Source organism: Cytobacillus sp. GQ23 (assembly GCF_059758675.1).
Map to the genome: position 1 here is coordinate 35755 of NZ_JCAXER010000025.1, position 21541 is coordinate 57295.

At 42.5% G+C, this 21541-nt stretch carries 19 protein-coding genes, 1 riboswitch and 1 other annotated feature; of the genes, 13 read left to right on the forward strand and 6 right to left on the reverse strand.

The window, feature by feature from the left end:
• Positions 1 to 95 precede the first annotated feature (95 nt).
• Positions 96 to 211, forward strand: a riboswitch (SAM riboswitch).
• 308 nt (positions 212 to 519) lie between these two features.
• Together metK and asnB are read left to right on the forward strand one after the other, a co-directional pair.
• Positions 520 to 1713 carry a methionine adenosyltransferase gene (gene metK / locus AC6CHU_RS19505; RefSeq protein ID WP_009333385.1) on the forward strand — a complete coding sequence of 398 codons (1194 nt, stop codon included), beginning with the start codon at positions 520 to 522 and terminating at the stop codon, positions 1711 to 1713.
• Between the two features lie 291 nt (positions 1714 to 2004).
• Positions 2005 to 3909 carry an asparagine synthase (glutamine-hydrolyzing) gene (gene asnB / locus AC6CHU_RS19510; RefSeq protein ID WP_498122617.1) on the forward strand — a complete coding sequence of 635 codons (1905 nt, stop codon included), beginning with the start codon at positions 2005 to 2007 and terminating at the stop codon, positions 3907 to 3909.
• 126 nt (positions 3910 to 4035) lie between these two features.
• On the opposite strand, the gene AC6CHU_RS19515 is transcribed toward asnB, so the two are convergent.
• Both AC6CHU_RS19515 and AC6CHU_RS19520 read right to left on the reverse strand, forming a co-directional pair.
• Positions 4036 to 4884 carry a C39 family peptidase gene (locus AC6CHU_RS19515; protein ID WP_251284606.1) on the reverse strand — a complete coding sequence of 283 codons (849 nt, stop codon included), beginning with the start codon at positions 4882 to 4884 and terminating at the stop codon, positions 4036 to 4038.
• 72 nt (positions 4885 to 4956) lie between these two features.
• Positions 4957 to 5478, reverse strand: coding sequence for a gamma carbonic anhydrase (locus AC6CHU_RS19520; RefSeq protein WP_159869866.1), 522 nt, complete (start codon positions 5476 to 5478; stop codon positions 4957 to 4959).
• 324 nt (positions 5479 to 5802) lie between these two features.
• Between AC6CHU_RS19520 and AC6CHU_RS19525 the strand changes: the two genes are divergently transcribed.
• Positions 5803 to 6606 carry an alpha/beta hydrolase gene (locus AC6CHU_RS19525; RefSeq protein ID WP_498122618.1) on the forward strand — a complete coding sequence of 268 codons (804 nt, stop codon included), beginning with the start codon at positions 5803 to 5805 and terminating at the stop codon, positions 6604 to 6606.
• A gap of 60 nt (positions 6607 to 6666) precedes the next feature.
• Positions 6667 to 7761, forward strand: a complete 1095-nt coding sequence (tbcS, locus tag AC6CHU_RS19530) for a tetraprenyl-beta-curcumene synthase (RefSeq protein ID WP_251284597.1) — start codon at positions 6667 to 6669, stop codon at positions 7759 to 7761.
• Between the two features lie 91 nt (positions 7762 to 7852).
• On the opposite strand, the gene mnmM is transcribed toward tbcS, so the two are convergent.
• Entirely contained in the window at positions 7853 to 8425 is a 573-nt protein-coding gene (gene mnmM, locus AC6CHU_RS19535; protein WP_498122619.1) for a tRNA 5-(aminomethyl)-2-thiouridylate-methyltransferase MnmM, read from the reverse strand.
• Positions 8422 to 9390, reverse strand: a complete 969-nt coding sequence (mnmL, locus tag AC6CHU_RS19540; RefSeq protein WP_159869876.1) for a tRNA modification radical SAM protein MnmL/YtqA — start codon at positions 9388 to 9390, stop codon at positions 8422 to 8424. The genes mnmM and mnmL overlap by 4 nt, the downstream gene beginning before the upstream one ends.
• Positions 9391 to 9724: 334 nt before the next feature.
• On the opposite strand from mnmL, the gene AC6CHU_RS19545 reads away from it, so the two are divergent.
• The 3 genes from AC6CHU_RS19545 to AC6CHU_RS19555 all read left to right on the forward strand — a co-directional run bounded on the left by AC6CHU_RS19545 (position 9725) and on the right by AC6CHU_RS19555 (position 11607).
• Positions 9725 to 9988 (forward strand): YtzC family protein, encoded by a 264-nt coding sequence (locus tag AC6CHU_RS19545; protein ID WP_159869879.1) that lies wholly within the window; start codon positions 9725 to 9727, stop codon positions 9986 to 9988.
• Positions 9989 to 10002: 14 nt separating this feature from the next.
• Positions 10003 to 10185 (forward strand): glycogen biosynthesis protein GlgD, encoded by a 183-nt coding sequence (locus tag AC6CHU_RS19550; RefSeq protein ID WP_159869882.1) that lies wholly within the window; start codon positions 10003 to 10005, stop codon positions 10183 to 10185.
• Between the two features lie 240 nt (positions 10186 to 10425).
• Positions 10426 to 11607, forward strand: a complete 1182-nt coding sequence (locus AC6CHU_RS19555; RefSeq protein ID WP_498122620.1) for an MDR family MFS transporter — start codon at positions 10426 to 10428, stop codon at positions 11605 to 11607.
• A gap of 55 nt (positions 11608 to 11662) precedes the next feature.
• Here the strand turns inward: AC6CHU_RS19555 and AC6CHU_RS19560 are convergent, their stop codons facing one another.
• The gene (locus AC6CHU_RS19560) at positions 11663 to 12022 is read right to left on the reverse strand and encodes a hypothetical protein (RefSeq protein WP_498122621.1); all 360 of its coding nucleotides are present in this window, start codon (positions 12020 to 12022) and stop codon (positions 11663 to 11665) included.
• 137 nt (positions 12023 to 12159) lie between these two features.
• Here AC6CHU_RS19560 and AC6CHU_RS19565 point away from each other — a divergent pair, with 137 nt between their 5' ends.
• From AC6CHU_RS19565 to AC6CHU_RS19590, 6 genes are all read left to right on the forward strand, one after another.
• Positions 12160 to 13521: a sigma-54 interaction domain-containing protein gene (locus AC6CHU_RS19565; protein ID WP_159869888.1), complete on the forward strand. Its 1362-nt coding sequence runs from the start codon at positions 12160 to 12162 to the stop codon at positions 13519 to 13521.
• Between the two features lie 319 nt (positions 13522 to 13840).
• Complete coding sequence (locus tag AC6CHU_RS19570; RefSeq protein ID WP_159869891.1) at positions 13841 to 15160, forward strand: GntP family permease; 1320 nt, start codon at positions 13841 to 13843, stop codon at positions 15158 to 15160.
• Between the two features lie 57 nt (positions 15161 to 15217).
• Entirely contained in the window at positions 15218 to 15994 is a 777-nt protein-coding gene (locus tag AC6CHU_RS19575; RefSeq protein WP_159869894.1) for a 3-hydroxybutyrate dehydrogenase, read from the forward strand.
• A gap of 320 nt (positions 15995 to 16314) precedes the next feature.
• Positions 16315 to 16537: a binding site (T-box leader), on the forward strand.
• 104 nt (positions 16538 to 16641) lie between these two features.
• Positions 16642 to 19059, forward strand: a complete 2418-nt coding sequence (gene leuS, locus AC6CHU_RS19580; RefSeq protein WP_498122622.1) for a leucine--tRNA ligase — start codon at positions 16642 to 16644, stop codon at positions 19057 to 19059.
• 353 nt (positions 19060 to 19412) lie between these two features.
• Positions 19413 to 19718 carry a rhodanese-like domain-containing protein gene (locus tag AC6CHU_RS19585; protein WP_159869912.1) on the forward strand — a complete coding sequence of 102 codons (306 nt, stop codon included), beginning with the start codon at positions 19413 to 19415 and terminating at the stop codon, positions 19716 to 19718.
• Between the two features lie 101 nt (positions 19719 to 19819).
• Complete coding sequence (locus AC6CHU_RS19590) at positions 19820 to 20002, forward strand: sporulation protein Cse60 (protein ID WP_076261883.1); 183 nt, start codon at positions 19820 to 19822, stop codon at positions 20000 to 20002.
• Between the two features lie 28 nt (positions 20003 to 20030).
• On the opposite strand, the gene AC6CHU_RS19595 is transcribed toward AC6CHU_RS19590, so the two are convergent.
• Positions 20031 to 21299: a BaiN/RdsA family NAD(P)/FAD-dependent oxidoreductase gene (locus tag AC6CHU_RS19595; RefSeq protein ID WP_159869900.1), complete on the reverse strand. Its 1269-nt coding sequence runs from the start codon at positions 21297 to 21299 to the stop codon at positions 20031 to 20033.
• Between the last annotated feature and the right edge of the window lie 242 nt (positions 21300 to 21541).

A 21541-nucleotide genomic window follows, 5' to 3' on the forward strand; every position in this document is an offset into this window, starting at 1 on the left:
GAATTTTTAAAGTCGGAATTTTACTGTGAAAAATAATGAAAATCTGTTGACATGGTTCGATAAAATACGGTATGATTCAACCTTGAACGGATACTCTCTTATCCCGAGCTGGTGGAGGGACAGGCCCTATGAAACCCAGCAACCTGCTAAAGGCAATAATCAGCAAAGGTGCTAACCTGACGCAAGGACGTAATTCCTTGAACGATAAGAGTGAAAGGCGCGAATCGATTTGCTTTCAACCTTTTCACTAATGAGAAGGTTTTTTATTTTGCAATGAAATGAACGGCTTTTGGAATGTACTATTTATGTGAGTTTTTGGCATGAATCTGATAAATGGTTACCTGGCATTCTTGCCGGCGCTGTCTATTTTTCTAATAAAAACTCCATGTTTATTTCATACTACTAAGGGAATGAGTTCCGTATCAAACAGAGATCCATGAAATGACAGGGAAAAGTTATTTTTTCCGCTTCCCCATTTCTTATTCTCGCTCAATTTTCTATTTATAAGGAGGAAGCCAGATGTCAACAAAACGTCGTTTGTTCACTTCTGAATCAGTTACTGAAGGTCATCCGGATAAAATCTGTGACCAGATTTCTGATGCAATCTTAGATGCGATTTTAGCTAAAGATGCGAATGCCCGTGTTGCTGCAGAGACTTCTGTAACAACTGGACTTGTATTAGTTGCAGGTGAAATCACAACATCTACATACGTAGATATTCCAAAAATCGTTCGTGAAACGGTAAAAGAAATCGGTTATACCCGTGCCAAATATGGTTTCGATTCCGAAACATGTGCTGTTTTAACTTCCATTGATGAGCAGTCTGCTGATATCGCAATGGGGGTTGACCAGGCACTTGAAGCACGCGAAGGGCAAATGAGCGATCAGGAAATCGAAGCAATCGGTGCAGGAGACCAGGGATTAATGTTCGGTTTTGCCTGCAACGAAACGAAAGAGCTTATGCCTCTTCCGATTTCTTTAGCACATAAACTTTCCCGCCGCCTGACTGAAGTCCGTAAAGAAGAAATCCTTCCTTACCTTCGTCCCGACGGAAAAACTCAGGTAACTGTTGAGTATGATGAAAACGACAAGCCTGTGCGCATTGACACAATCGTTATTTCTACTCAGCATCACCCAGAAATCAGCCTTGAGCAAATTCAGCGAAATCTGAAGGAACATGTTATTAACCCGGTTGTTCCGAAAGAACTAATTGATGAGAATACTAAGTACTTCATCAACCCGACAGGACGCTTTGTTATCGGCGGACCTCAAGGTGATGCTGGCCTGACAGGACGCAAAATCATCGTAGATACTTACGGCGGATATGCACGCCATGGCGGCGGAGCGTTCTCCGGCAAGGATCCTACAAAGGTTGACCGCTCTGCTGCGTATGCTGCACGTTATGTAGCGAAGAACCTTGTTGCAGCCGGTTTAGCAGAAAAAGTTGAAGTCCAGCTTGCTTATGCGATCGGTGTGGCACAGCCTGTTTCGATTTCTGTTGATACATTTGGAACTGGCAAAGTGGATGAAGATGTATTAGTTGATCTAGTAAGAAAGCATTTTGATCTTCGTCCTGCAGGAATTATTAACATGCTTGGCCTTCGCCGCCCAATTTACAAGCAGACAGCTGCTTACGGACATTTCGGACGTACAGATGTTGACCTTCCTTGGGAGCGTACTGACAAAGCAGAAATTCTTCGTTCTGAAGCGTAATATAAAAAGCGGGAGTTGCATTTATGATGTAACTCCCGCTTTCTTTTTTGCGTCTAATACTAATAGGGTGTTAATCACTTTTCGGTCTTTATGCTCTATAGTCGTTTATAATTTTATGGTATCGTATAAACTTCGGATAATGGCTTAATTTTCCGTATAGAAACATTTTATATTCTGCGTGCTAATTATTAGCGATTAGTGGTAGTATTATAGGGTATGTTTTCTAAGACAAAGAGCCGCCTGAGGCTGTATCTTAATATTGAGAAAAGAATGGAGTAGGTGACGTACATAATGTGTGGTTTTATTGGTTGTGTACATGAAAAAGCACAAAATTACCGTGACGCAGATAAAGAACAATTCCAAAATATGAATGATATCATTACTCATCGGGGTCCGGATAATTCAGGATACTATTTTGATGATCATATTCAATTCGGCTTCCGCCGGTTGAGCATTATTGATATTGAAAGCGGACACCAGCCGCTGACTTACGAGAATGAGCGATATTGGATCATCTTCAATGGTGAAATCTATAATTATGTGGAACTTCGTGAAGAACTTCTCAAAGCAGGATTAAGCTTTGAAACCAGCTCAGATACAGAAGTCATAATTGCGCTTTACAGCCATATGAAAGAAAAGGCTGTTGAAAAATTGCGCGGTATGTTTGCGTTTGTCATTTGGGATAAACAGGAGCAGTCCCTATATGGAGCCAGGGATCCATTTGGGATTAAGCCTTTCTTTTATTACGATAAGGGAGACCGCACGTTCTTTGGATCAGAGAAGAAGAGCATCTTATTGGCGCTTAAGAATGATGTATTGAACTATGACTCCCTGCAGCATTATCTGACCTATCAGTTTGTGCCTGAGCCGCACACGATGTCAGAGGGGATCCATAAGCTTGAGCCAGGCCATTATTTTACTAAAAAAATTGGTGCGCCGATGGATATTAAACGCTATTGGAAGGCTGCTTTCCATCCAGTGCAAAAATCAGAAGCTGATTTTACAAAAGAAATTAGAGATGTTTTATTCGACTCTGTAAAAATGCATATGCGTGCCGATGTTCCTGTAGGTTCTTTCCTTTCAGGCGGAATTGATTCTTCCATTATTGCGTCGATTGCGAAAGAATTTCACCCAGCTATTAAAACATTCTCTGTCGGCTTTGAACGCAATGGCTTCAGCGAGGTTGATGTGGCGAAAGAAACAGCCGAAAAGCTGGGTGTTGAAAACATCAGCTACATCATCTCTCCTCAGGAATATATGAATGAGATTCCAAGAATCATGTGGCATATGGACGACCCGCTAGCTGACCCGGCTTGTGTGCCCCTTTATTTTGTGGCAAGAGAAGCGCGAAAGCATGTAACTGTTGTACTATCCGGCGAGGGAGCAGATGAGCTGTTTGGCGGCTATAATATTTACCGTGAACCACAATCCCTGGAAGTCTTCAATAAGATTCCTGCCATTGGCAAAAAGCTTCTGCGTATGATCGCCAGACTGATGCCAGAGGGAGTGAAGGGAAAAAGCTTTATCGAACGCGGAGTCACCCCAATGGAAGAGCGCTACATCGGAAACGCAAAAATGTTTACGGAACAAGAGAAGCGCAGTTTGCTTCATGTCTACAAAGACAACTTGAATTATACGGATATCACGAAACCTTTGTATGAGGAAAGCCGCGGCTATGATCCGGTTGACCGCATGCAGTATATCGACATTCATACCTGGATGCGCGGAGACATTCTTTTGAAAGCAGACAAGATGACGATGGCTCATTCTCTCGAGCTTCGTGTTCCGTTCTTGGATAAAGAAGTCTTTGAAGTGGCTTCTAAAGTCCCGACAAGCCTGAAAACGGCAAATGGCACTACGAAATATATTCTCCGCAAAGCTGCCGAAGGAGTCGTTCCGGATCATGTACTGAACCGCAAGAAGCTTGGGTTCCCTGTACCAATCCGTCACTGGCTGAAGGACGAGATGAATGAGTGGGCTAAAAATATCATCCGTGAAAGCAATACAGATCACCTGATTAAGAAAGACTATGTATTGCAGCTGCTTGAAGACCATTGTCAGGATAAAGCGGACAACAGCCGCAAAATCTGGACAGTTCTGATGTTCATGGTTTGGCATCAGGTATATGTGGAGAAAAAATACTCCTTTGAAAAAGAATACTTGTTAGATAAAGATTTGCAGCCACTTAAAGGCTAAAACAAAAACGTCCATCAGGTGAGAGCCTGGTGGACGTTTTTTAGGATAAGAATTTCTTGAGGCGGGTAATTTTCCAGGCTCCAGCGCCTCGGCCATATGGTGTCGAGGCAGGAGATGGAACTTTTCTTATGGGTGATAACTAATAGCCTGTTTGCCCATCTGGACCCATGCTTTTTCAAAATCAGTTATGGGAGCTTTTTTATTTTTTTCGCCTGTGAGCGGATCGTTGAAGTACATGTAATCCTGGTCATAGCCCGTTAGCAGAACTGAATGCTCTTTATAAGTAATCTGGATCTTTCCGTTCGGCGTATACCAGGTCTGAAAAAAGTCATCAGAAAGCTGTTTATAGGCTGTGTTGATAATAACCCATACAGGTCTGCCATCTGACAAATAAATCTTTAAATCTTCAAAGTCGGATCCTGTAAGGTCTTCGATTGAACCTGGCATATACTTTTCTGCAAGTTCTTTAATGGGTTTATGATAAACACCGAGCCCAGGATTATCAAAGGAGTACATATCGCCTATGAAGCCTTCATTCGGGTGTCCGAAATAGATTTTTCCGTTTTCAACGCGATAAGGCTCAGGATTCTTTTTTATCTCTTTAGCCAGTGTCATTTTATCAGCCTGAATCCCCGCATGCTGGAGGAGCATGGATAAGCTGGTGACTTCGCATCCTCTGGGGAGCTCAGGAAACTGATTGATTGCGGGCACATCTAAAACTACTTCTTCCTTGATTTTAATTATACCCGAACTTTTTCCAAGGAATGCACTGGCTTTCTCTGCTGGTTCTGAAAGCCATGATTTTACTTTATTAACAGGTGAAGGAGGCATGCTTCCTATAAGGCTGTCATAAACAAATGCTGCAGAAACCAGGATGAAGACAATTAAAAACATCGGTGCCGTTTTCACCATTGTTTTTCTGAATATCACTATTAAAAATAAGAATAGAATAATTGCCCCGATATAAATCGTCAATTCCTTCACCCGCCATATGTTATTGCTTTATGTTAATATCGGCCTATTTTCCATTCTATTAAGACTTGAGAGTTATTTTGGCATTTTCTGCAAAGACTTATAGTATTGGCCTTTTTCAGCGTATTCCCTGCTGATCCGTTCCATGTCTTTAATATCTTCCGGCGTCAGTTCACGAACCACTTTTGCAGGCCTGCCGAATGCCAGTGTATTGGGCGGTATTTTCTTACCTTGCGGAACAAGACTGCCTGCACCAATAAATGCCCCTTCTCCGATTTCTGCCTGATCTAAAACAATCGAGCCCATCCCAATTAGAGCTTTTTTGCGGATAATGCAGCTATGCAGGATTACCTGATGGCCTACTGTTACTTCGTCTTCCAGTATCAGCGGGTTATTCGGGCTCTGATGCAGGACGGAATTGTCCTGGATATTGACCTTTCTGCCAATGATAGTTGGTGCTACATCTCCTCGTATGACAGAGTTAAACCAGACACTTGAATCCTCCCCAATTTCAACATCGCCGGTAATGGTAGTAAAGTCTGCAATAAATGCGGATTCTGCAATTTTAGGTTCTTTATCATTATAAGGATAGATCATGTGGAAAACACTCCTGTATGCAGTTTGATCGCAGTCTAACGGGCAGTAAGACCCCCACTTCAAGTACTCAGAGGAATCAGAGGATAAGTGCGGGTCAAACTGCCCGTATAGGCCCGATTGGTTCAACTAACAATCAGTAGGGGATAAAGAAAACCCCCACTGATTGAAGTTTCACTTTATTATTTTGATTTTATCATATGAGGCATGATAAACGTTATTTTGGCAAAAGAGTTTTTATTAGGAGCTGATTCATGAACAATTTTTGCATCTAGGCTATAATATATTTACAAAAGATAGTACGTAAAAAGGCTGGGAGGATTGACTATGTGGAAGTGGGAAACTGATGGAGACGCAAAGGGCGTTATTGTCATGGTTCATGGGGCAATGGAGCATCACCGCCGTTATGGCTGGCTGATTGAAATGTGGCGCTTGGCCGGCTTCCATGTCATTATGGGAGATCTTCCCGGCCAGGGGATGACTACTAGATCCAGAAGAGGCCATATTGATTCCTTTGATGAATATATTCTTGAAGTTAAGGATTGGGTACAGGCTGCCTATGAATTTGAATTGCCGGTCTTTCTTTTAGGACACAGCATGGGCGGACTGATTGCCATTCGCCTGCTCCAGGAAGAAAGAATGAATCTCGCCGGAGTTATTTTGTCATCCCCGTGTTTAGGGCTGGTTCAGCAGCCTTCGAAATTACTGAATTTTTTATCGCTGGGACTCAATTCAGTGATGCCAAGCCTTAAGATGGATTCAGGTCTGACAGTGGACATGGCGACGAGGAATCAGGATGTCCTTGATGCTGATTTAAATGATTCACTGTATGTGACAAAAGTATCGGTCAGGTGGTACAGGGAACTTGTATATGCCATAAAGCTTGCCTTTGAGAATCTTGATAATATCCAGGATGTCCCTCTTCTCGTGGTACAGGGCGGTGATGATAAGATTGTGAATAAAACAACTGTCAGAGAATGGTTTAACCTTGCACCTTTATCGGAGAAAAGGTTCAAAGAATGGCCAAAGTGCTACCACGAAGTCTTCAATGAACCTGAACGTGAAGAAGTCTTTGAATATGCTAAGGATTTTGTTAACAGCCAATTGAAGGCACTTGGTTATGTCGTTTAAGGGGTTGCTGGTTTGCTTAAAATATTCACCAGACCTGATTAAAAGGAGGTATCTGCTGTCATGATTGTCCCTTCCATGCCAATTAGCCTGATGTCACATGTCTATCGGAAGGTCCTGCCTGCAGTCCATAAAGAACTTTCATACTGGAAAAGCCGGGCGGAAGCAATTCCTGATCCGGAGTTAAGAAATCAGGCTCTTGCCAGCATTAAACATAAAACCTTCCACTGTGAAGGCGGAGCTATTATGTCATTAATGGCAAAGGAAAAATATGAACAAGCAATAAAGTTTATTGTCGCTTATCAGACAATCAGTGATTATTTAGACAATCTATGCGACCGGAGCACCTCGCTTGATCCCGGAGATTTTGCAGCACTTCATGAGTCAATGGAAGATGCCCTTGATATTGACGCAGCAGAGAAAAATTATTATCGGCTGAGAAGTGAGCAGGATGATGGAAACTACCTTGCAGATTTAGCCGCATCCTGCAGGGAAGTGCTATCGAGTCTCGATCAATATCTTCACATAAAAAGCCATCTGCTTGAATTATGCCGTTACTATTGTGATCTGCAAATACATAAGCATGTTGTAGTCGAAGAACGGGTACCCCGTCTTCAAAACTGGTTTAACCAATTCCGGTTGGATATACCTGAGATGGAATGGTATGAGTTTTCAGCCTGCTCGGGGTCGACACTGGGGATTTTCTGCCTTGTTTCCTATGCGCTGAGAGATGATTTTAAAGCGGAGCATGCGGTAAATATAAGAAATGGATACTTTCCCTACATCCAGGGCCTGCACATTCTGCTTGATTATCTCATTGATCAGGAAGAGGACAAGGCCGGAGGAGACTTGAATTTCTGCTTTTACTATGAAAGCGAAGAGAAATTGTTTTCGAGATTGAAGCACTTTGTTGCAGAAGCAGATAAGCATACAGAAAAGCTTCCTCATAAACATTTCCATAAACTGATTAATCGCGGCTTGCTGGGGGTTTATCTCTCCGATGATAAGGTCCGTAAGCAGCGGAATGTCAGAAGATTAGCCAAAAGCATGATCAGAGCAGGCGGAATGGTGAGCTATTTCTTTTATATGAATGGACGAGCATACCGGGCAGTGCAGAAGATGATGCCTCCTGGATTTGCAAAAGCCTTTGTGAAATAAGTAAAAGCCTGCAATTTTTTTGCAGGCTTTTACATTAGATTTATCGCAGTCTTACTGGCAGGAAGAAGACTCAGAGGCATCAAAGGTTACTTTATCGTCTTTCAATTGCAATAATAAACGGCGGGTTATTTTTTTGATTAATGAACTGATACTGCAACACATGAACGAGGCTTTGATCCAGCTGCTTCACATATCTGAGCAGGTAATCGCGTTCAACAGCACCTTCAATATGGCCGTGATAAATCACCAAAAGAATAATCCCTTCTGGAGCCATCAGTTCTAAGAGCTGTTCGATAGCAGAAATGGTTGTCTGCGGACGGGTGACAATATCTTTATCGCCCCCGGGCAAGTAACCTAAGTTAAATATGGCTGCTGTAATTTTTCCATGGTGGACAGGAGGTACATTCTCCAGAATCTGTTCATGTCCTGTATGGAACAGGGTAACTCTGTCTGTCAGTTCATGATCAGCCAGGCGTGTTTTTGTATTCAGGACAGCCTCTTCCTGAATATCGAATCCGTAAAGTCTTCCATTCGGTCCCACCAGATCTGCCAGAAATACGGTATCATGTCCATTGCCCAAAGTAGCATCAATAACAATATCTCCGGGCGATACTGCTTTTTCAAGCAGCTGTCTTGCAAATGGTAAGATTCTTTCAAGCTTCATGATAATGCCTCCACTTGGCTTGGATTGTAAAATTTGCCTTGCCAGCTGTTTCTTCGCTTTAATTCGGCATCAATGCCATTAAGCACTTCCCACTTATTGACACTCCACATCGGTCCGATCATCAAGTCGATAGGGCCATCACCAGTGATGCGGTGCACAATCATTTCCGGCGGTAATATTTCCAGCTGATCGCATACTAAATTTATATACTCATCAAGAGACAAAAACTCAAGCATGCCCTTTTCAAATTGCTTAACCATCGGGGTTCCCTTTAATAAATGAAGAAGATGGATTTTAATTCCCTGTACATCCAGCTTCGCAACTTCCCGGGCAGTTTCCATCATCATTTCAGGTGATTCAAGAGGAAGCCCGTTTATGATGTGGGTACAGATGCGGATTCCATGCTTGCGGAGTTTGTTTACTCCCTCCACATAACATTGATAATCATGTGCCCGGTTAATTAAAAGGGCAGTTCTTTCATGTACCGTCTGCAGGCCAAGCTCTACCCAGAGATAGGTCCGTTTGTTAAGCTCTGCCAGATACTCAACTACGTCATCAGGCAGGCAGTCAGGGCGGGTCGCAATAGAGAGCCCGACAACACCATCCTGTTTAAGCACCCTCTCGTACATATCACGAAGCACTTCAACAGGTGCATGTGTATTCGTAAAGGCCTGAAAATAGGCCATATATTTACCATCTTTCCATTTATGATGCATTTTTGCTTTGATTGCATCAAACTGTGTTTCCAGATCATCAGCGCGGTTACCTGCAAAGTCTCCAGAACCGGCTGCGCTGCAGAATGTACATCCTCCATGTGCGACCGTTCCATCACGGTTTGGGCAATCAAAGCCGCCATCAAGTGCTACTTTAAAAACCTTATGGCCAAATTCACTGCGCAAATGATAATTCCATGTATGGTACCGTTTATTATCGGATGCATATGGAAATGGATTTGCTTTATCCAAAGTTACCCCTCCTTAATAAAAGAGTAATTTATATGGTGCAAATTAAATGAGTGTTTTACACAAAATGAATCACTGCGTAACCCCGAAAAAAGGACAAAGACTAAAGAACGCCACATCCTGTGGCAGCGTCTTTGTGCCGCTTCCTGTGTGCCTCAGCTAACCATCAGGGAGGCACCCCAGCCATTTGAAGTTTCACTTTATCTTATCATGACCTAAAACCTTATCCAAGGGGAATTGGCAGGAAATAGAGTGGTAAGGATTACGGAAAAATGAACAAACTAATTCATGAAGCATGCAAGCTTCTAGACCCATTCTTCAAGGAGGGGAACATATAGTGGCAACACGTGAATCGATGGATACACTTCTGCAGCAGTGTGAGGATGCAATCCGTTTGGCACAGGAGCAGTTTGAATCAGGGAGAACACAGGAGCATTACAATGATTTAGAATACTCCAATGCGCTTCAGTCTTTGGAGGCTGCTTATAATGATATAACCCAGATGGCCCACAGCGCTAACTCCCAGCAGCGGGAACAGCTTCACCGGATGAGGCTCCAGCTGCAGCAGCTCCAAAATCAGATGATAATTCTTCCTCATTAAGGAGTGGTCCACAGATGGTAAAAAAGCGTTCAAAACAAAACAATCCTGAACAAAAGACGCGCAATGGCGCCAATAGCCAGGATGTTGAATTTGGCCGGGATTACGATCCGGTAAAGCAGTCGAAAAAGAAATATGAAAAATCAGGCGGTCAGCCTGTTAAATCCAAGTTTCATCCTGAACCAGAACAATCTTCATAATAATTATGGCAAAGCCCTGATCCAACAAGGATCGGGGCTTTACTATTGCAGCCCTTTTGTTTCTAAAATTTTTACAGCAATTTAAGGTAGAAAAGAAGAAGTATTCTGTCTTTTAAAATCGATTGAAAACCTATTGCAAGGACATGAAAAACCAACTAAAATTACTTTGGAATTCGAAATAGTGTACGGGAGAAATGGACCGGCAAAACATAAAAAATTTGAAAAAGGGGGGGGAATCCTATGCCGCGGACCCTATGGCTTTTAATTATCGGAATGGCAGTGAATGTAACCGGATCTTCTTTTTTATGGCCTCTTAATACAATCTATATTCATGACCACTTAGGCAAATCCTTATCGGTAGCCGGCCTGGTTCTAATGGTGAATGCAGCTGCCAGTGTCGCAGGAAATTTAATTGGGGGAAGCCTTTATGATAAAATAGGCGGCTATCGTTCGATTCTTCTTGGAATTATCATTACGGTAATGGCACTTCTCGGCTTGACACTTTGGCATGGCTGGCCTGCATATGTGGTGTTCCTCACCATTGTCGGATTTGGATCCGGGATTGTTTTTCCTTCTATGTTTGCGATGGCGGGATCAGTCTGGAAAGAAGGGGGACGCAAAGCTTTCAATGCCATCTATGTAGCCCAGAATGCAGGTGTTGCCATTGGTGCGGCTCTTGGCGGTCTAGTGGCATCATACTCTTTTCAGCTTATTTTTCTGGCCAACACTGTCATGTATATCCTATTTTTATTAATCGCTGTTTTGGGATACAGGGGAATAAACACAGTTTCAGGTCAGCAGACATCTATCCTTCAGGAAAATGGCATGGTTAAAAATCATACTAAGCTTTATGCGCTGCTCATATTATGCGCAGGCTATTTATTGTGCTGGGTGGGATATGTACAATGGCAATCGACTATTGCCGCCTATACACAGGAGCTGAACATTTCTCTAAAGCAATACAGTTTGCTGTGGACAATTAATGGAGCCCTGATTGTATTGGGGCAGCCAGTGATCAGTGCAATGGTAAAATGGTTTAAAACCTTAAAGGTTCAGATGATTGCAGGTATGGTTATATTTATTGGCTCGTTTGCTGCTGCGGCGGCCGCGGAACAGTTCTCTGCATTTGTAACAGCCATGGTTATTCTGACAATAGGCGAAATGCTAATTTGGCCGGCTGTTCCGACCATTGCCAACCAGCTTGCTCCAAAAGGGAGAGAAGGATTTTACCAGGGAATCGTAAACAGCACAGCTACTGGGGGAAGGATGATCGGCCCGTTACTGGGGGGAATTCTCGTTGACCTTTATGGAATCTCCATGCTGTTTGCTGTATTAATGATTCTATTTGTTTTTGCCATTCTGACAACTCTTGTTTATGACCGGAAATTAAAAGAGTCTAAAGAATTGGCGCATGCTTCATAAGAATGAATGAAACCTGCAGTTTTTAGCTGCAGGTTTTTGGTTTGAAGTAAATAATTTAACCTGCACCTTCAAGCGAGTTCTCTTTTTGGCTCGCGCAAAATACAATCTCATTAAAAAAGCTTTTCAAAATAAGCCATCTCGCCGGATACGAATTAATAAAGTTGTCGAGAACCTCTTCAGAATAAAGAAGCAGGATATCCAGATCTGCCTTCTTTTGCTTCAAATCATACAATAGGGCATGTGGAATGGTGTAATAGTCATTCAGCTGCCATTGATTGAGCTTCACTGTATAAATATTATGGTTTTCAATATAGGATTCCAGTGCCTGTTTTTGCAGCTGGATACAATCCTCTTTGGACTTGTTATAAGCTTGCCAGTGCGGATTGATCAGATATATGCCTTTCAGCTGAAACACCTCCCATATCTTTGACGATTACTAATGGTATGGACAGGAAAAGCAATTAGAATACCTAATGAAGACGAATTTGTTGTCAGAAAAATATGATAAAATAGTGATTATAATTTAGAATGACCAAAATGAGGAGATCAAAAATGAAAAGTGCATTATTTGATTTGCCTGTTCAAATGGTTGAAACCATTGTAGAAAATGCCTTTGGATGGCTTGTAGTTGTAGATAAAGAAGGAACGATCATTTACATTAATAAAAATTACTGCGATTTTCTTGAGGTGGAGAGGGAACGGGTCCTGGGGAAACATGTTTCTGGGGTTATTGAAAACTCACGTATGCATATAGTGGCGGAGTCTGGAAAGGAAGAAATAGCGGACCTGCAATTTATAAGAGGCAATTATATGATAGCCAACCGCATTCCCATTTTTTCTGATGGAGAGGTAATTGGCGCCTTTGGTACGGTTTTTTTTAGGGATACCAAGGAATGGATGCAGATGAACAGCCATGTAAAGAGCATGCTCACAAAAATCCAGAGCTATATCCAGGGAATTGACCCTAGTGTAAAATACAGCCTCGATGATATATTGGGAAGCTCAAGCCAGATTCAAAGCCTAAAGGAAAAGGTGAAAATGGTGGCAGGCAGTGATATTTCCGTTTTAATCCGCGGGGAAAGCGGGACCGGTAAAGAACTGTTTGCCCACAGCATTCATCAGCTCAGCAACAGGAGCCATCAGCCTTTTGTCAAAATTAACTGCGGAGCCATACCTGAACACCTGCTGGAGTCTGAACTGTTTGGCTATGAAGAGGGAGCTTTTACCGGAGCGAAAAAGGGCGGCAAAAAAGGAAAATTTCAGCTCGCAGATGGAGGCACCTTGTTTTTGGATGAAATCGGGGATATGCCGCTTAATATGCAGGTGAAGCTATTGCGTGCCCTGCAGGAGGGCGAGATTGAAAGCGTGGGTTCAACTTCTTCGGTAAAAGTGGATGTCCGGATTATTGCTGCCACTAATAGGCCGCTCGAAAAGATGATGGAGGAAAAGCGGTTTAGGGAGGATTTATTTTACCGGATTAATGTAGTGCCGTTCATGGTTCCTTCTTTGCGGGACAGAATGGAAGACTTACCGCTTCTTATCGACAGCTTTATCAGGAAAATAACGAAAAAATCAGGAAAGAGAATTAGTGCAATTGAAGAAGAAGTCATAGAAAAGTTTCATCAATACAGCTGGCCCGGAAATATTAGAGAGCTTGAAAATGTAATTGAGGCATCTATCCACCTTACAAGCAATGAAACGATCACAATAGAATCATTGCCCGATTATATGAAAGAAACTGCTGTATATCCTGTTGGAAAAAAGAATCTGAAGGATATTCTAGAAGAAACAGAGAAGCGGATTCTTTCACAAAGCCTGGTCAAATATAATAATGACCGAATTGCAGCAGCTAAAGCTCTTGGCATCAGTAAATCATCGATGTACGAAAAGTTAAAGAAATATGGAATTGTATAGAATGAAACAGTCCAGAAATCCGGAATAAAGTCCAGAATTCTGGACTTTATCAATTCTAGGAATCTTTTTTAATTATAACCCTATTTTAGACGGAATTATCAGAAAACTAGTCTATTAGATTTGAGGACTTGCACCCTGCTCGTTCCAGATTTCTGGAATAAATAGTTCGTTAAATGTTCACCATTCCCTTTCCATAAAAGTTATTTATATTGGCACACTTCTTGCAGCAAAGTTTCATAGAAAATTATTTTTCTGCAAGCGTTTACAAAGAGGGGGAGGACAAAGTTTTTTTTTATTTAAAAACAAAGGGGGAAATGAAATGCTAAGTATGATTGGTTTAATAGGCGGGCTTGCCCTGCTGATTTACTTGACCATGCGGGGGATGAACCTGCTGGTGGTCGGTCCGTTATCTGCGCTGTTTGTAGCTCTTTTCAGCGGTATGCCATTGTTTCCGCAGCTGGCAGGGGAAGGAGAGGCCAATTTGGTCGGAAACTATATGTCCGGCTTTTCGGGATTTGTCACATCATGGTACCTGATGTTCCTTTTGGGTGCCATTTTTGGAAAGGTAATGGAGGACAGCGGTGCAGCTGACAGTGTATCCAAAATGGTGGTGGATAAGCTGGGAATGAAATATGCTGTTCTTGCCATTGTTGCTTCCTGTGCCATTTTAACTTATGGCGGAGTCAGTTTATTCGTTGTTGCTTTCTCTGTATACCCAATGGCATTAAGTTTATTTAAACAGGCAAACCTGCCGAGAAGATTTATCCCTGCAGCACTTGCCTTTGGATCTGTCACATTTACGATGACTTCTGCAGGTTCACCTGAAATTCAGAACTGGATTCCGATAGAGTTCCTTGGAACAACTCCATATGCCGGCTGGGAAGTCAGCTTAATTGTGGCTGTGTTCATGATGATCTTCGGCTACTGGTGGCTGAAGCGCATGATTACCAAGGCTGTAAACAAAGGAGAAACCTTTGAATCCCGCAAGCAGGATCCTGTAACTGAAAATAAGAATTTACCGCACCCTATTATGGGTGTTATACCGTTAGTGGTGGTATTAATTATTTCCTTCGTATTCCATGATTCACTTGCACAATCTGCACTTATTCTTGCTTTATTAGGTGGAGTCATTGCCACATATCTATTAAACCGAAAGTATTTCACTAATTTCTGGAATGCTGTGTCTGATGGAACATTAGGTGCATTAATTGCTATAGGTAATACGGCTGCTGTTGTAGGGTTTGGCGGTGTAGCAAAAGCAGTTCCAGCATTTGCTACAGCAGTAGATTGGATGACGAGCATCCCTGGCAGTCCGCTGATAGGCGGAGCCATAGCAGTAAGTGTGATCGCGGGGATGACTGGTTCAGCTTCAGGCGGCCAGGCAATCGCACTGCCAATTCTTGCCCCCCATTATATGGATATGGGTGTTAATGCAGAAGCCCTGCACAGAACGGTTGCCATTTCTTCAGGTGCCCTGGATTCTTTGCCGCATAATGGCTATGTTGTTACCACTGTCCGTGCTATTTGCGGTGAAACACACCAGGCAGCATATGGAGCAGTGGCTGCTGTTACGGTAATTGTCCCGCTGATTGGTTTAGCGCTAGCGATTGTATTATTCTCATTTGGATTAGGAATCTAATTTCGGCAGGGGCTCGTAAAGCAGAGCCCCGCCTTTGTTTTTGAAAGGAGCTTATACATGGTACAAAATAAAGTAGTTTTTATCACTGGTGCAGCGCAGGGAATTGGCTATGAAATTGGCAAAAGGTTTGCTGAACATGGATCTAGAATTGTTCTCACGGATATTCAGGAAGATGCTGTAAAAAAAGCTGCAGAAAACTTGCAGAATGAAGGTTTTGAAGCGCTCGGGCTAAAATGTGATGTGACATTAGAGTCTGATATACAGGAGGCCATCGATGAAGCTGTCAGCCGATTCGGTACTTTGGATGTGCTGATAAATAATGCAGGGCTGCAGCATGTTTCCTTTATTGAAGATTTTCCTGTTGAAAAATTTGAATTTATGATCAAAGTGATGCTCACAGCACCATTCATGGCCATTAAACATGTCATGCCGGTCATGAAAAAACAAAAGTCCGGCCGTATCATGAACATGGCATCCATTAATGGGCTTGTCGGATTTGCAGGGAAAGCTGCATATAACAGTGCCAAGCATGGCGTCATAGGCCTTACAAAAGTCGCTGCTTTGGAGGCTGCCGAACATGGCATCACGGTTAATGCCATCTGTCCAGGATATGTAGATACACCTCTTGTAAGAAATCAGCTGAATGATCTTGCTAAAACTAGAAATGTGCCCATCGAAAAAGCACTGGAGGAGGTCATTTATCCTTTAGTGCCGCAAAAAAGGCTTTTGAAGGTAGAAGAGATTGCAGATTATGCGATTTTTTTGGCTGGTGATGGAGCTAAAGGAATTACGGGCCAGGCAGCAGTTATTGATGGAGGCTACACAATTCAATAAAGGAATGCACATACCAGTTTTTAGAGAGGGGAAGAGCGAGACCCTCTCTTTTTCTTGTACAGAGATATGAATAAAAAAGCTGAAACTATGGGTATATTGTTGATACTGAATTGATGGCAGATAACTTTCTGGTGATCTGTGCCGTTGGATCTCATCATCAGAAATAGCGGCCAAAGTCTTTGTAAACATTTTGCCTAAAGAAAGTGAAATATGGTGCACAATTTTGTAGACATTGCATATTCTAAGAATAAAATTCCTGTCAGGATAAGCCTACTTGCATCCTGGCGGGAAATTTATTACAATAGTGATATTCTTATACTAAACATGCTTAGATAAGGAGCAGTAGTGGTGCTAAGCCCGTTGAAGAGAGTTGACGGCAGGTGCAAGTCAGCCGGGCACATCATGAACTCGCCTTTGAGCAGCAAGTGTGAAATACCAGTAATGCTTGCCGTTCTCCGCGTTAAGGAGTAATGAAGCGAGTGACATGTTCACTAATGTGGGTGGTACCGCGGGAGATTTATACATAATCCTCTCGTCCCTTTTTTGGGATGAGGGGTTTTTTTATTGAATTATAGTATGAAGTACAAATTTTTGAAGTCAGAAAGCAGTCAGCTCCATCAGCTTTCTGAAATTAGGAGGAAACAAAAATGAGTTTCAATCATCAGGAGATTGAAAAGAAGTGGCAAAGCCACTGGGAAGAAAATAAAACATTCAAAACAACTGAAGATAAAGGCAAGCGAAAGTTTTATGCACTTGATATGTTCCCGTATCCTTCAGGCGCAGGTCTTCACGTTGGCCATCCGGAAGGATATACGGCAACTGATATCCTTTCCCGCATGAAGCGCATGCAGGGCTATAATGTCCTTCATCCAATGGGATGGGATGCATTTGGCTTGCCTGCAGAGCAGTATGCACTTGATACAGGGAATGACCCGGCTGAATTCACAGAACAGAACATCAACACCTTCCGCCGCCAGATTAAGGCATTAGGCTTTTCCTATGACTGGGATCGTGAAGTTAACACAACAGACCCTGAATACTATAAATGGACTCAGTGGATTTTCTTAAAGCTATATGAAAAAGGGCTTGCTTATATTGATGAAGTCGCTGTTAACTGGTGTCCGGCACTAGGAACAGTACTTGCAAATGAAGAGGTTATTGACGGAAAGAGCGAGCGCGGAGGCCATCCGGTAGAACGCCGTCCAATGAGACAATGGATGCTGAAAATTACAGCTTATGCAGACCGCCTGCTTGAAGATCTTGATTTATTGGATTGGCCTGAGAGCCTTAAGGATATGCAGCGTAACTGGATCGGCCGCTCTGAAGGAGCCGAAGTGACATTTAATATTGAAGGTCATGATGGCACATTCACTGTTTTCACAACGCGTCCTGACACGTTATTTGGTGCAACATATGCTGTACTTGCTCCAGAACACGCGCTTGTTGATAAAATCACAACAGAAGAGCAAAAAGAAGCAGTTCAGGCTTACATTGATAAAGTAAAAAGCAAGAGCGATCTTGAGCGCACAGATCTTGCTAAAGAAAAAACAGGTGTATTCACTGGTGCTTATGCAATTAACCCTGCTAACGGCGAAAAAATGCCAATCTGGATTGCGGATTACGTTTTAGTCAGCTATGGAACGGGTGCCATCATGGCGGTTCCGGCACATGACGAGCGTGACTATGAGTTCGCTAAGCAATTTGAACTGCCTATTAAAGAAGTCGTTGCCGGCGGAGATGTTGAAAAAGAAGCATACACTGGCGATGGCGAGCATGTGAACTCAGGCTTCCTGGATGGGTTAAACAAAGAGGATGCTATTGAGAAGATGATTGCCTGGCTCGAAGAAAAGGGTATTGGCACCAAGAAGGTTACTTATCGTCTTCGTGATTGGCTATTCAGCCGCCAGCGCTATTGGGGCGAGCCGATTCCAGTTATCCACTGGGAAGATGGCACAATGACTGCCGTGCCGGAAGATCAGCTTCCATTAGTGCTTCCAAAAACAACGGAGATCAAGCCTTCCGGCACTGGAGAGTCACCACTAGCCAACATCAATGAGTGGGTTAATGTTGTGGATCCTGAAACTGGCAAGAAAGGCCGCAGGGAAACGAACACAATGCCGCAATGGGCAGGCAGCTGCTGGTACTATCTTCGCTATATTGATCCGAAAAATAGTGAAGCTCTTGCAGATCCCGAGAAATTAAAAGAATGGCTTCCGGTTGATATTTATATCGGAGGAGCTGAACATGCGGTTCTTCACCTTCTATATGCCCGCTTCTGGCACAAGGTTCTATATGATGTGGGAGTTGTCCATACGAAGGAACCGTTCCAAAAACTATTCAACCAGGGCATGATTCTTGGGGAAAACAATGAGAAAATGAGTAAATCAAAAGGCAATGTCGTTAATCCGGATGAAATCGTAGAGAGCCATGGTGCAGATACTCTGCGTCTATACGAAATGTTCATGGGACCGCTTGAAGCTTCCATCGCCTGGTCTACAAATGGATTGGATGGTTCAAGAAGATTCCTTGACCGCATCTGGCGATTGTTTGTAGAAGAGACTGGTGAATTAAGCCCGAGAATTCAGGACATTGAAGAAGGCAGCAGCCTTGAAAAGGTTTACCACCAAACAGTGAAAAAAGTAACTGAGGACTTCGAAGGACTTCGTTTCAACACAGCTATATCTCAAATGATGGTATTCATCAACGAAGCATATAAAGCAGATGTGATTCCAAAAGCTTTTGCAGAGGGCTTTGTTAAAATGCTTTCACCAATCGCTCCTCATATTTCAGAAGAGCTTTGGTCAAAGCTTGGCCATGGTGAATCCATTGCTTACGAAGCATGGCCGGCATTTGATGAAGCCAAAATGGTTGATGATGAGGTCGAAATTGTTATCCAAATCAACGGCAAAGTAAAAGCAAAGCTTATGGTTCCGGCCAATGCCAAAAAAGACTTATTAGAGCAAATCGCAATGGGCGATGACAAAGTAAAAGAGCAAATTGACGGAAAAACTGTACGCAAAGTTATTGCAGTACCGGGCAAGCTTGTAAATATTGTTGCAAATTAAGTTATATTGAGACAAAACCACCTCTATATGAACAGGGGTGGTTTTGCATTTGCGCTATAAAACTTCTCATTATATCTCAGTTTAACGGAAGTAAGATCCCTGCTTCTAGACTCAGCGGAATCAAAAAGAGAATTTGGGGGTCAAACTGCCAGTAAAGGCCCGAAATAAGAACAAAGATTACTAAGAACGCCATTTCCTCTGTGCTACAACTAGCAATCAGTGGGGGAAAAGGAAAACCACTACTGATTGAAGTATTACTTTATATTTTTCGTTCCATATAGGGTATTATAGGAGTGGCAGCATTAGTAAATGCAAAGTGCTATTTAAAAAGTTTTCCGGAAAGGGTGTTAGGATTGGACCATATTGAAGAGATTACAACAGAAGAATTGCAAAAAAAGATTGAGGCTGGAGAGAAGCTTGAGCTTGTTGATGTAAGAGAAGATGATGAGGTTGCAGCCGGAATGATTCCCGGAGCCAGACATATCCGCATGGGCACGATCCCCGAGAACCTGAATAAATTCGATAAAGACACTGAGTATATCATTATCTGCCGCTCTGGCGGCCGCAGCGGAAATGTTTGTCATTACTTGCAGGAACAAGGATATAAGGTTCGCAATATGGCAGGCGGCATGCTGAACTGGCAGGGGAAAACAGAATAAATTACAAACGGGGCCAATTAGGCTTCGTTTTTTTTTAGTTTGTTATTTTAAAAATTCTGAAAAATGTCCAAACTATTAAAAAAACTGGGAGGAACAATTCAATGATAAAGGTAAAGTTATTCGATCATGAGCATGAAAAAGACTTGGAAAAGGATATGAATCATTTTCTGGAGAAAATTGAGGAGAAAAAACTTCTGGATATCAAATATAATGTGGCCGCAGTGCATGAGGATGAAGACGAACAGATTTATTGTTTCACTGCCATGGTAATATATAGAGCCTGATGTCTCAAAGCATCAGGCTCTATCTATATTACACGGTATGTGCAGATGCTGCTGCGTTTAATCCTGCTAACCGGCCTGTTACAAGTGCAGATGTGATATTGTAACCGCCTGTGTAGCCATGGATGTCCAAAATTTCTCCGCAGAAGAAAAGGCCTTCCATCATTTTTGATGCCATTGTCTGCGGTTCAATTTCTTTGACGGAAACTCCTCCGCCGGTAACAAAAGCTTTGTCCAGAGGCAGAGTCCCATTTATTTTAAACTGAAAAGATTTGCAGCCTTTAACAAAACTTCTGATTTTATCATTGGAAATAGCAGCCCCTTGTGCAGATGGGTCAATGTTATTCTGCTCAAGGAGGAACAGAAGATACCTTTCAGGAAGCATTCCCTTTAAGAGATTTTTAATGATTTTCTTTGGCTCATCCTTTATCTTTTTGGACACTTCCTGAAATAGAGGTTCTTCCTTTAAATCAGGCAAAACATCCAGGTTCATGGTTACTTCATTTAAATTCCATTTCTTCATCGCTTTCACAGCATACTGGCTGCAGCGTAAAACCGCCGGACCGCTTATACCGAAATGGGTGAAGATCATATCCATCCGATGGGTGATGAGCGCTTTTCCTTTAGGGTTTAACACACTAAGTGCCACACTCCGCAGTGACAAGCCCTGCAGTGTTTTTTCTTTAATAAAGCTTTCCGAAGAAGTAAGCGGCACTTCAGTGGGAAAAAGCTCTGTAATTGTATGGCCTGCTTTTTCTGCCCATGCATAGCCATCACCGGTTGAGCCGGTGTGGGGAACTGACTTCCCTCCGACAGCAATGACAACAGCGTCTGCTTCAAACATATCACCTGTCTGTAATTCTACCGATTTCACCCTGCCATTATCATAGTGAACATCCTGGATGGGGCTGTCTGTTTTGATGTCAACTTTCAGTTCCTTCAGCCTTGAAATTAAGGCATCAACAACGGATTGTGCTTTGTCGGTCACAGGAAACATCCGCCCATGATCTTCCTCTTTCAGCTCAATTCCCAGATTTTCAAAGAAGCGGATAATATCTTCATTGCTGAAAATGGAAAAAGCGCTGTACAAAAATCTCCCATTGCCGGGGATATGTTTAATGATTTCATCTACCGGAAGCCTGTTTGTGACATTGCAACGGCCACCGCCGGAAATGGCCAGCTTCCTTCCAAGCTTGTTTCCTTTGTCAATCAGAAGGACCTTTGCCTTCTTTTCCGCAGCACCGATTGCTGCCATCAATCCCGAAGGACCTCCGCCTATAATTATTACATCATATTTCATGTTTTCACCAACTTATCTTAATTCGCTAAATAAACAATAGCTTCATTATAAATCAAATATCCTATTTCTAAAAATAATGCCCCATTATACGGTATTGCAAGTGGAATTTCCCCGCCAAGAAGAGTACACTACAAATAGTGTGTCTAAAAAGATAGAAAATTGACGAACGCAGCTTGGGCATTCATATACTTTTATAGTTTGCATGCTGCACAGTTTTTTCTTAATAAGAAATAACGTTTTGA

Excerpts from the sequence above, each read along its gene's own strand:
- metK (WP_009333385.1), top strand. The coding sequence starts at position 520 with ATGTCAACAAAACGTCGTTTGTTCACTTCTGAATCAGTTACTGAAGGT.
- asnB (WP_498122617.1), top strand. The coding sequence starts at position 2,005 with ATGTGTGGTTTTATTGGTTGTGTACATGAAAAAGCACAAAATTACCGT.
- AC6CHU_RS19520 (WP_159869866.1), bottom strand. The coding sequence starts at position 5,478 with ATGATCTATCCTTATAATGATAAAGAACCTAAAATTGCAGAATCCGCA.
- AC6CHU_RS19525 (WP_498122618.1), top strand. The coding sequence starts at position 5,803 with ATGTGGAAGTGGGAAACTGATGGAGACGCAAAGGGCGTTATTGTCATG.
- tbcS (WP_251284597.1), top strand. The coding sequence starts at position 6,667 with ATGATTGTCCCTTCCATGCCAATTAGCCTGATGTCACATGTCTATCGG.
- mnmM (WP_498122619.1), bottom strand. The coding sequence starts at position 8,425 with ATGAAGCTTGAAAGAATCTTACCATTTGCAAGACAGCTGCTTGAAAAA.
- AC6CHU_RS19550 (WP_159869882.1), top strand. The coding sequence starts at position 10,003 with ATGGTAAAAAAGCGTTCAAAACAAAACAATCCTGAACAAAAGACGCGC.
- AC6CHU_RS19555 (WP_498122620.1), top strand. The coding sequence starts at position 10,426 with ATGCCGCGGACCCTATGGCTTTTAATTATCGGAATGGCAGTGAATGTA.
- AC6CHU_RS19565 (WP_159869888.1), top strand. The coding sequence starts at position 12,160 with ATGAAAAGTGCATTATTTGATTTGCCTGTTCAAATGGTTGAAACCATT.
- AC6CHU_RS19570 (WP_159869891.1), top strand. The coding sequence starts at position 13,841 with ATGCTAAGTATGATTGGTTTAATAGGCGGGCTTGCCCTGCTGATTTAC.
- AC6CHU_RS19575 (WP_159869894.1), top strand. The coding sequence starts at position 15,218 with ATGGTACAAAATAAAGTAGTTTTTATCACTGGTGCAGCGCAGGGAATT.
- leuS (WP_498122622.1), top strand. The coding sequence starts at position 16,642 with ATGAGTTTCAATCATCAGGAGATTGAAAAGAAGTGGCAAAGCCACTGG.
- AC6CHU_RS19590 (WP_076261883.1), top strand. The coding sequence starts at position 19,820 with ATGATAAAGGTAAAGTTATTCGATCATGAGCATGAAAAAGACTTGGAA.
- AC6CHU_RS19595 (WP_159869900.1), bottom strand. The coding sequence starts at position 21,299 with ATGAAATATGATGTAATAATTATAGGCGGAGGTCCTTCGGGATTGATG.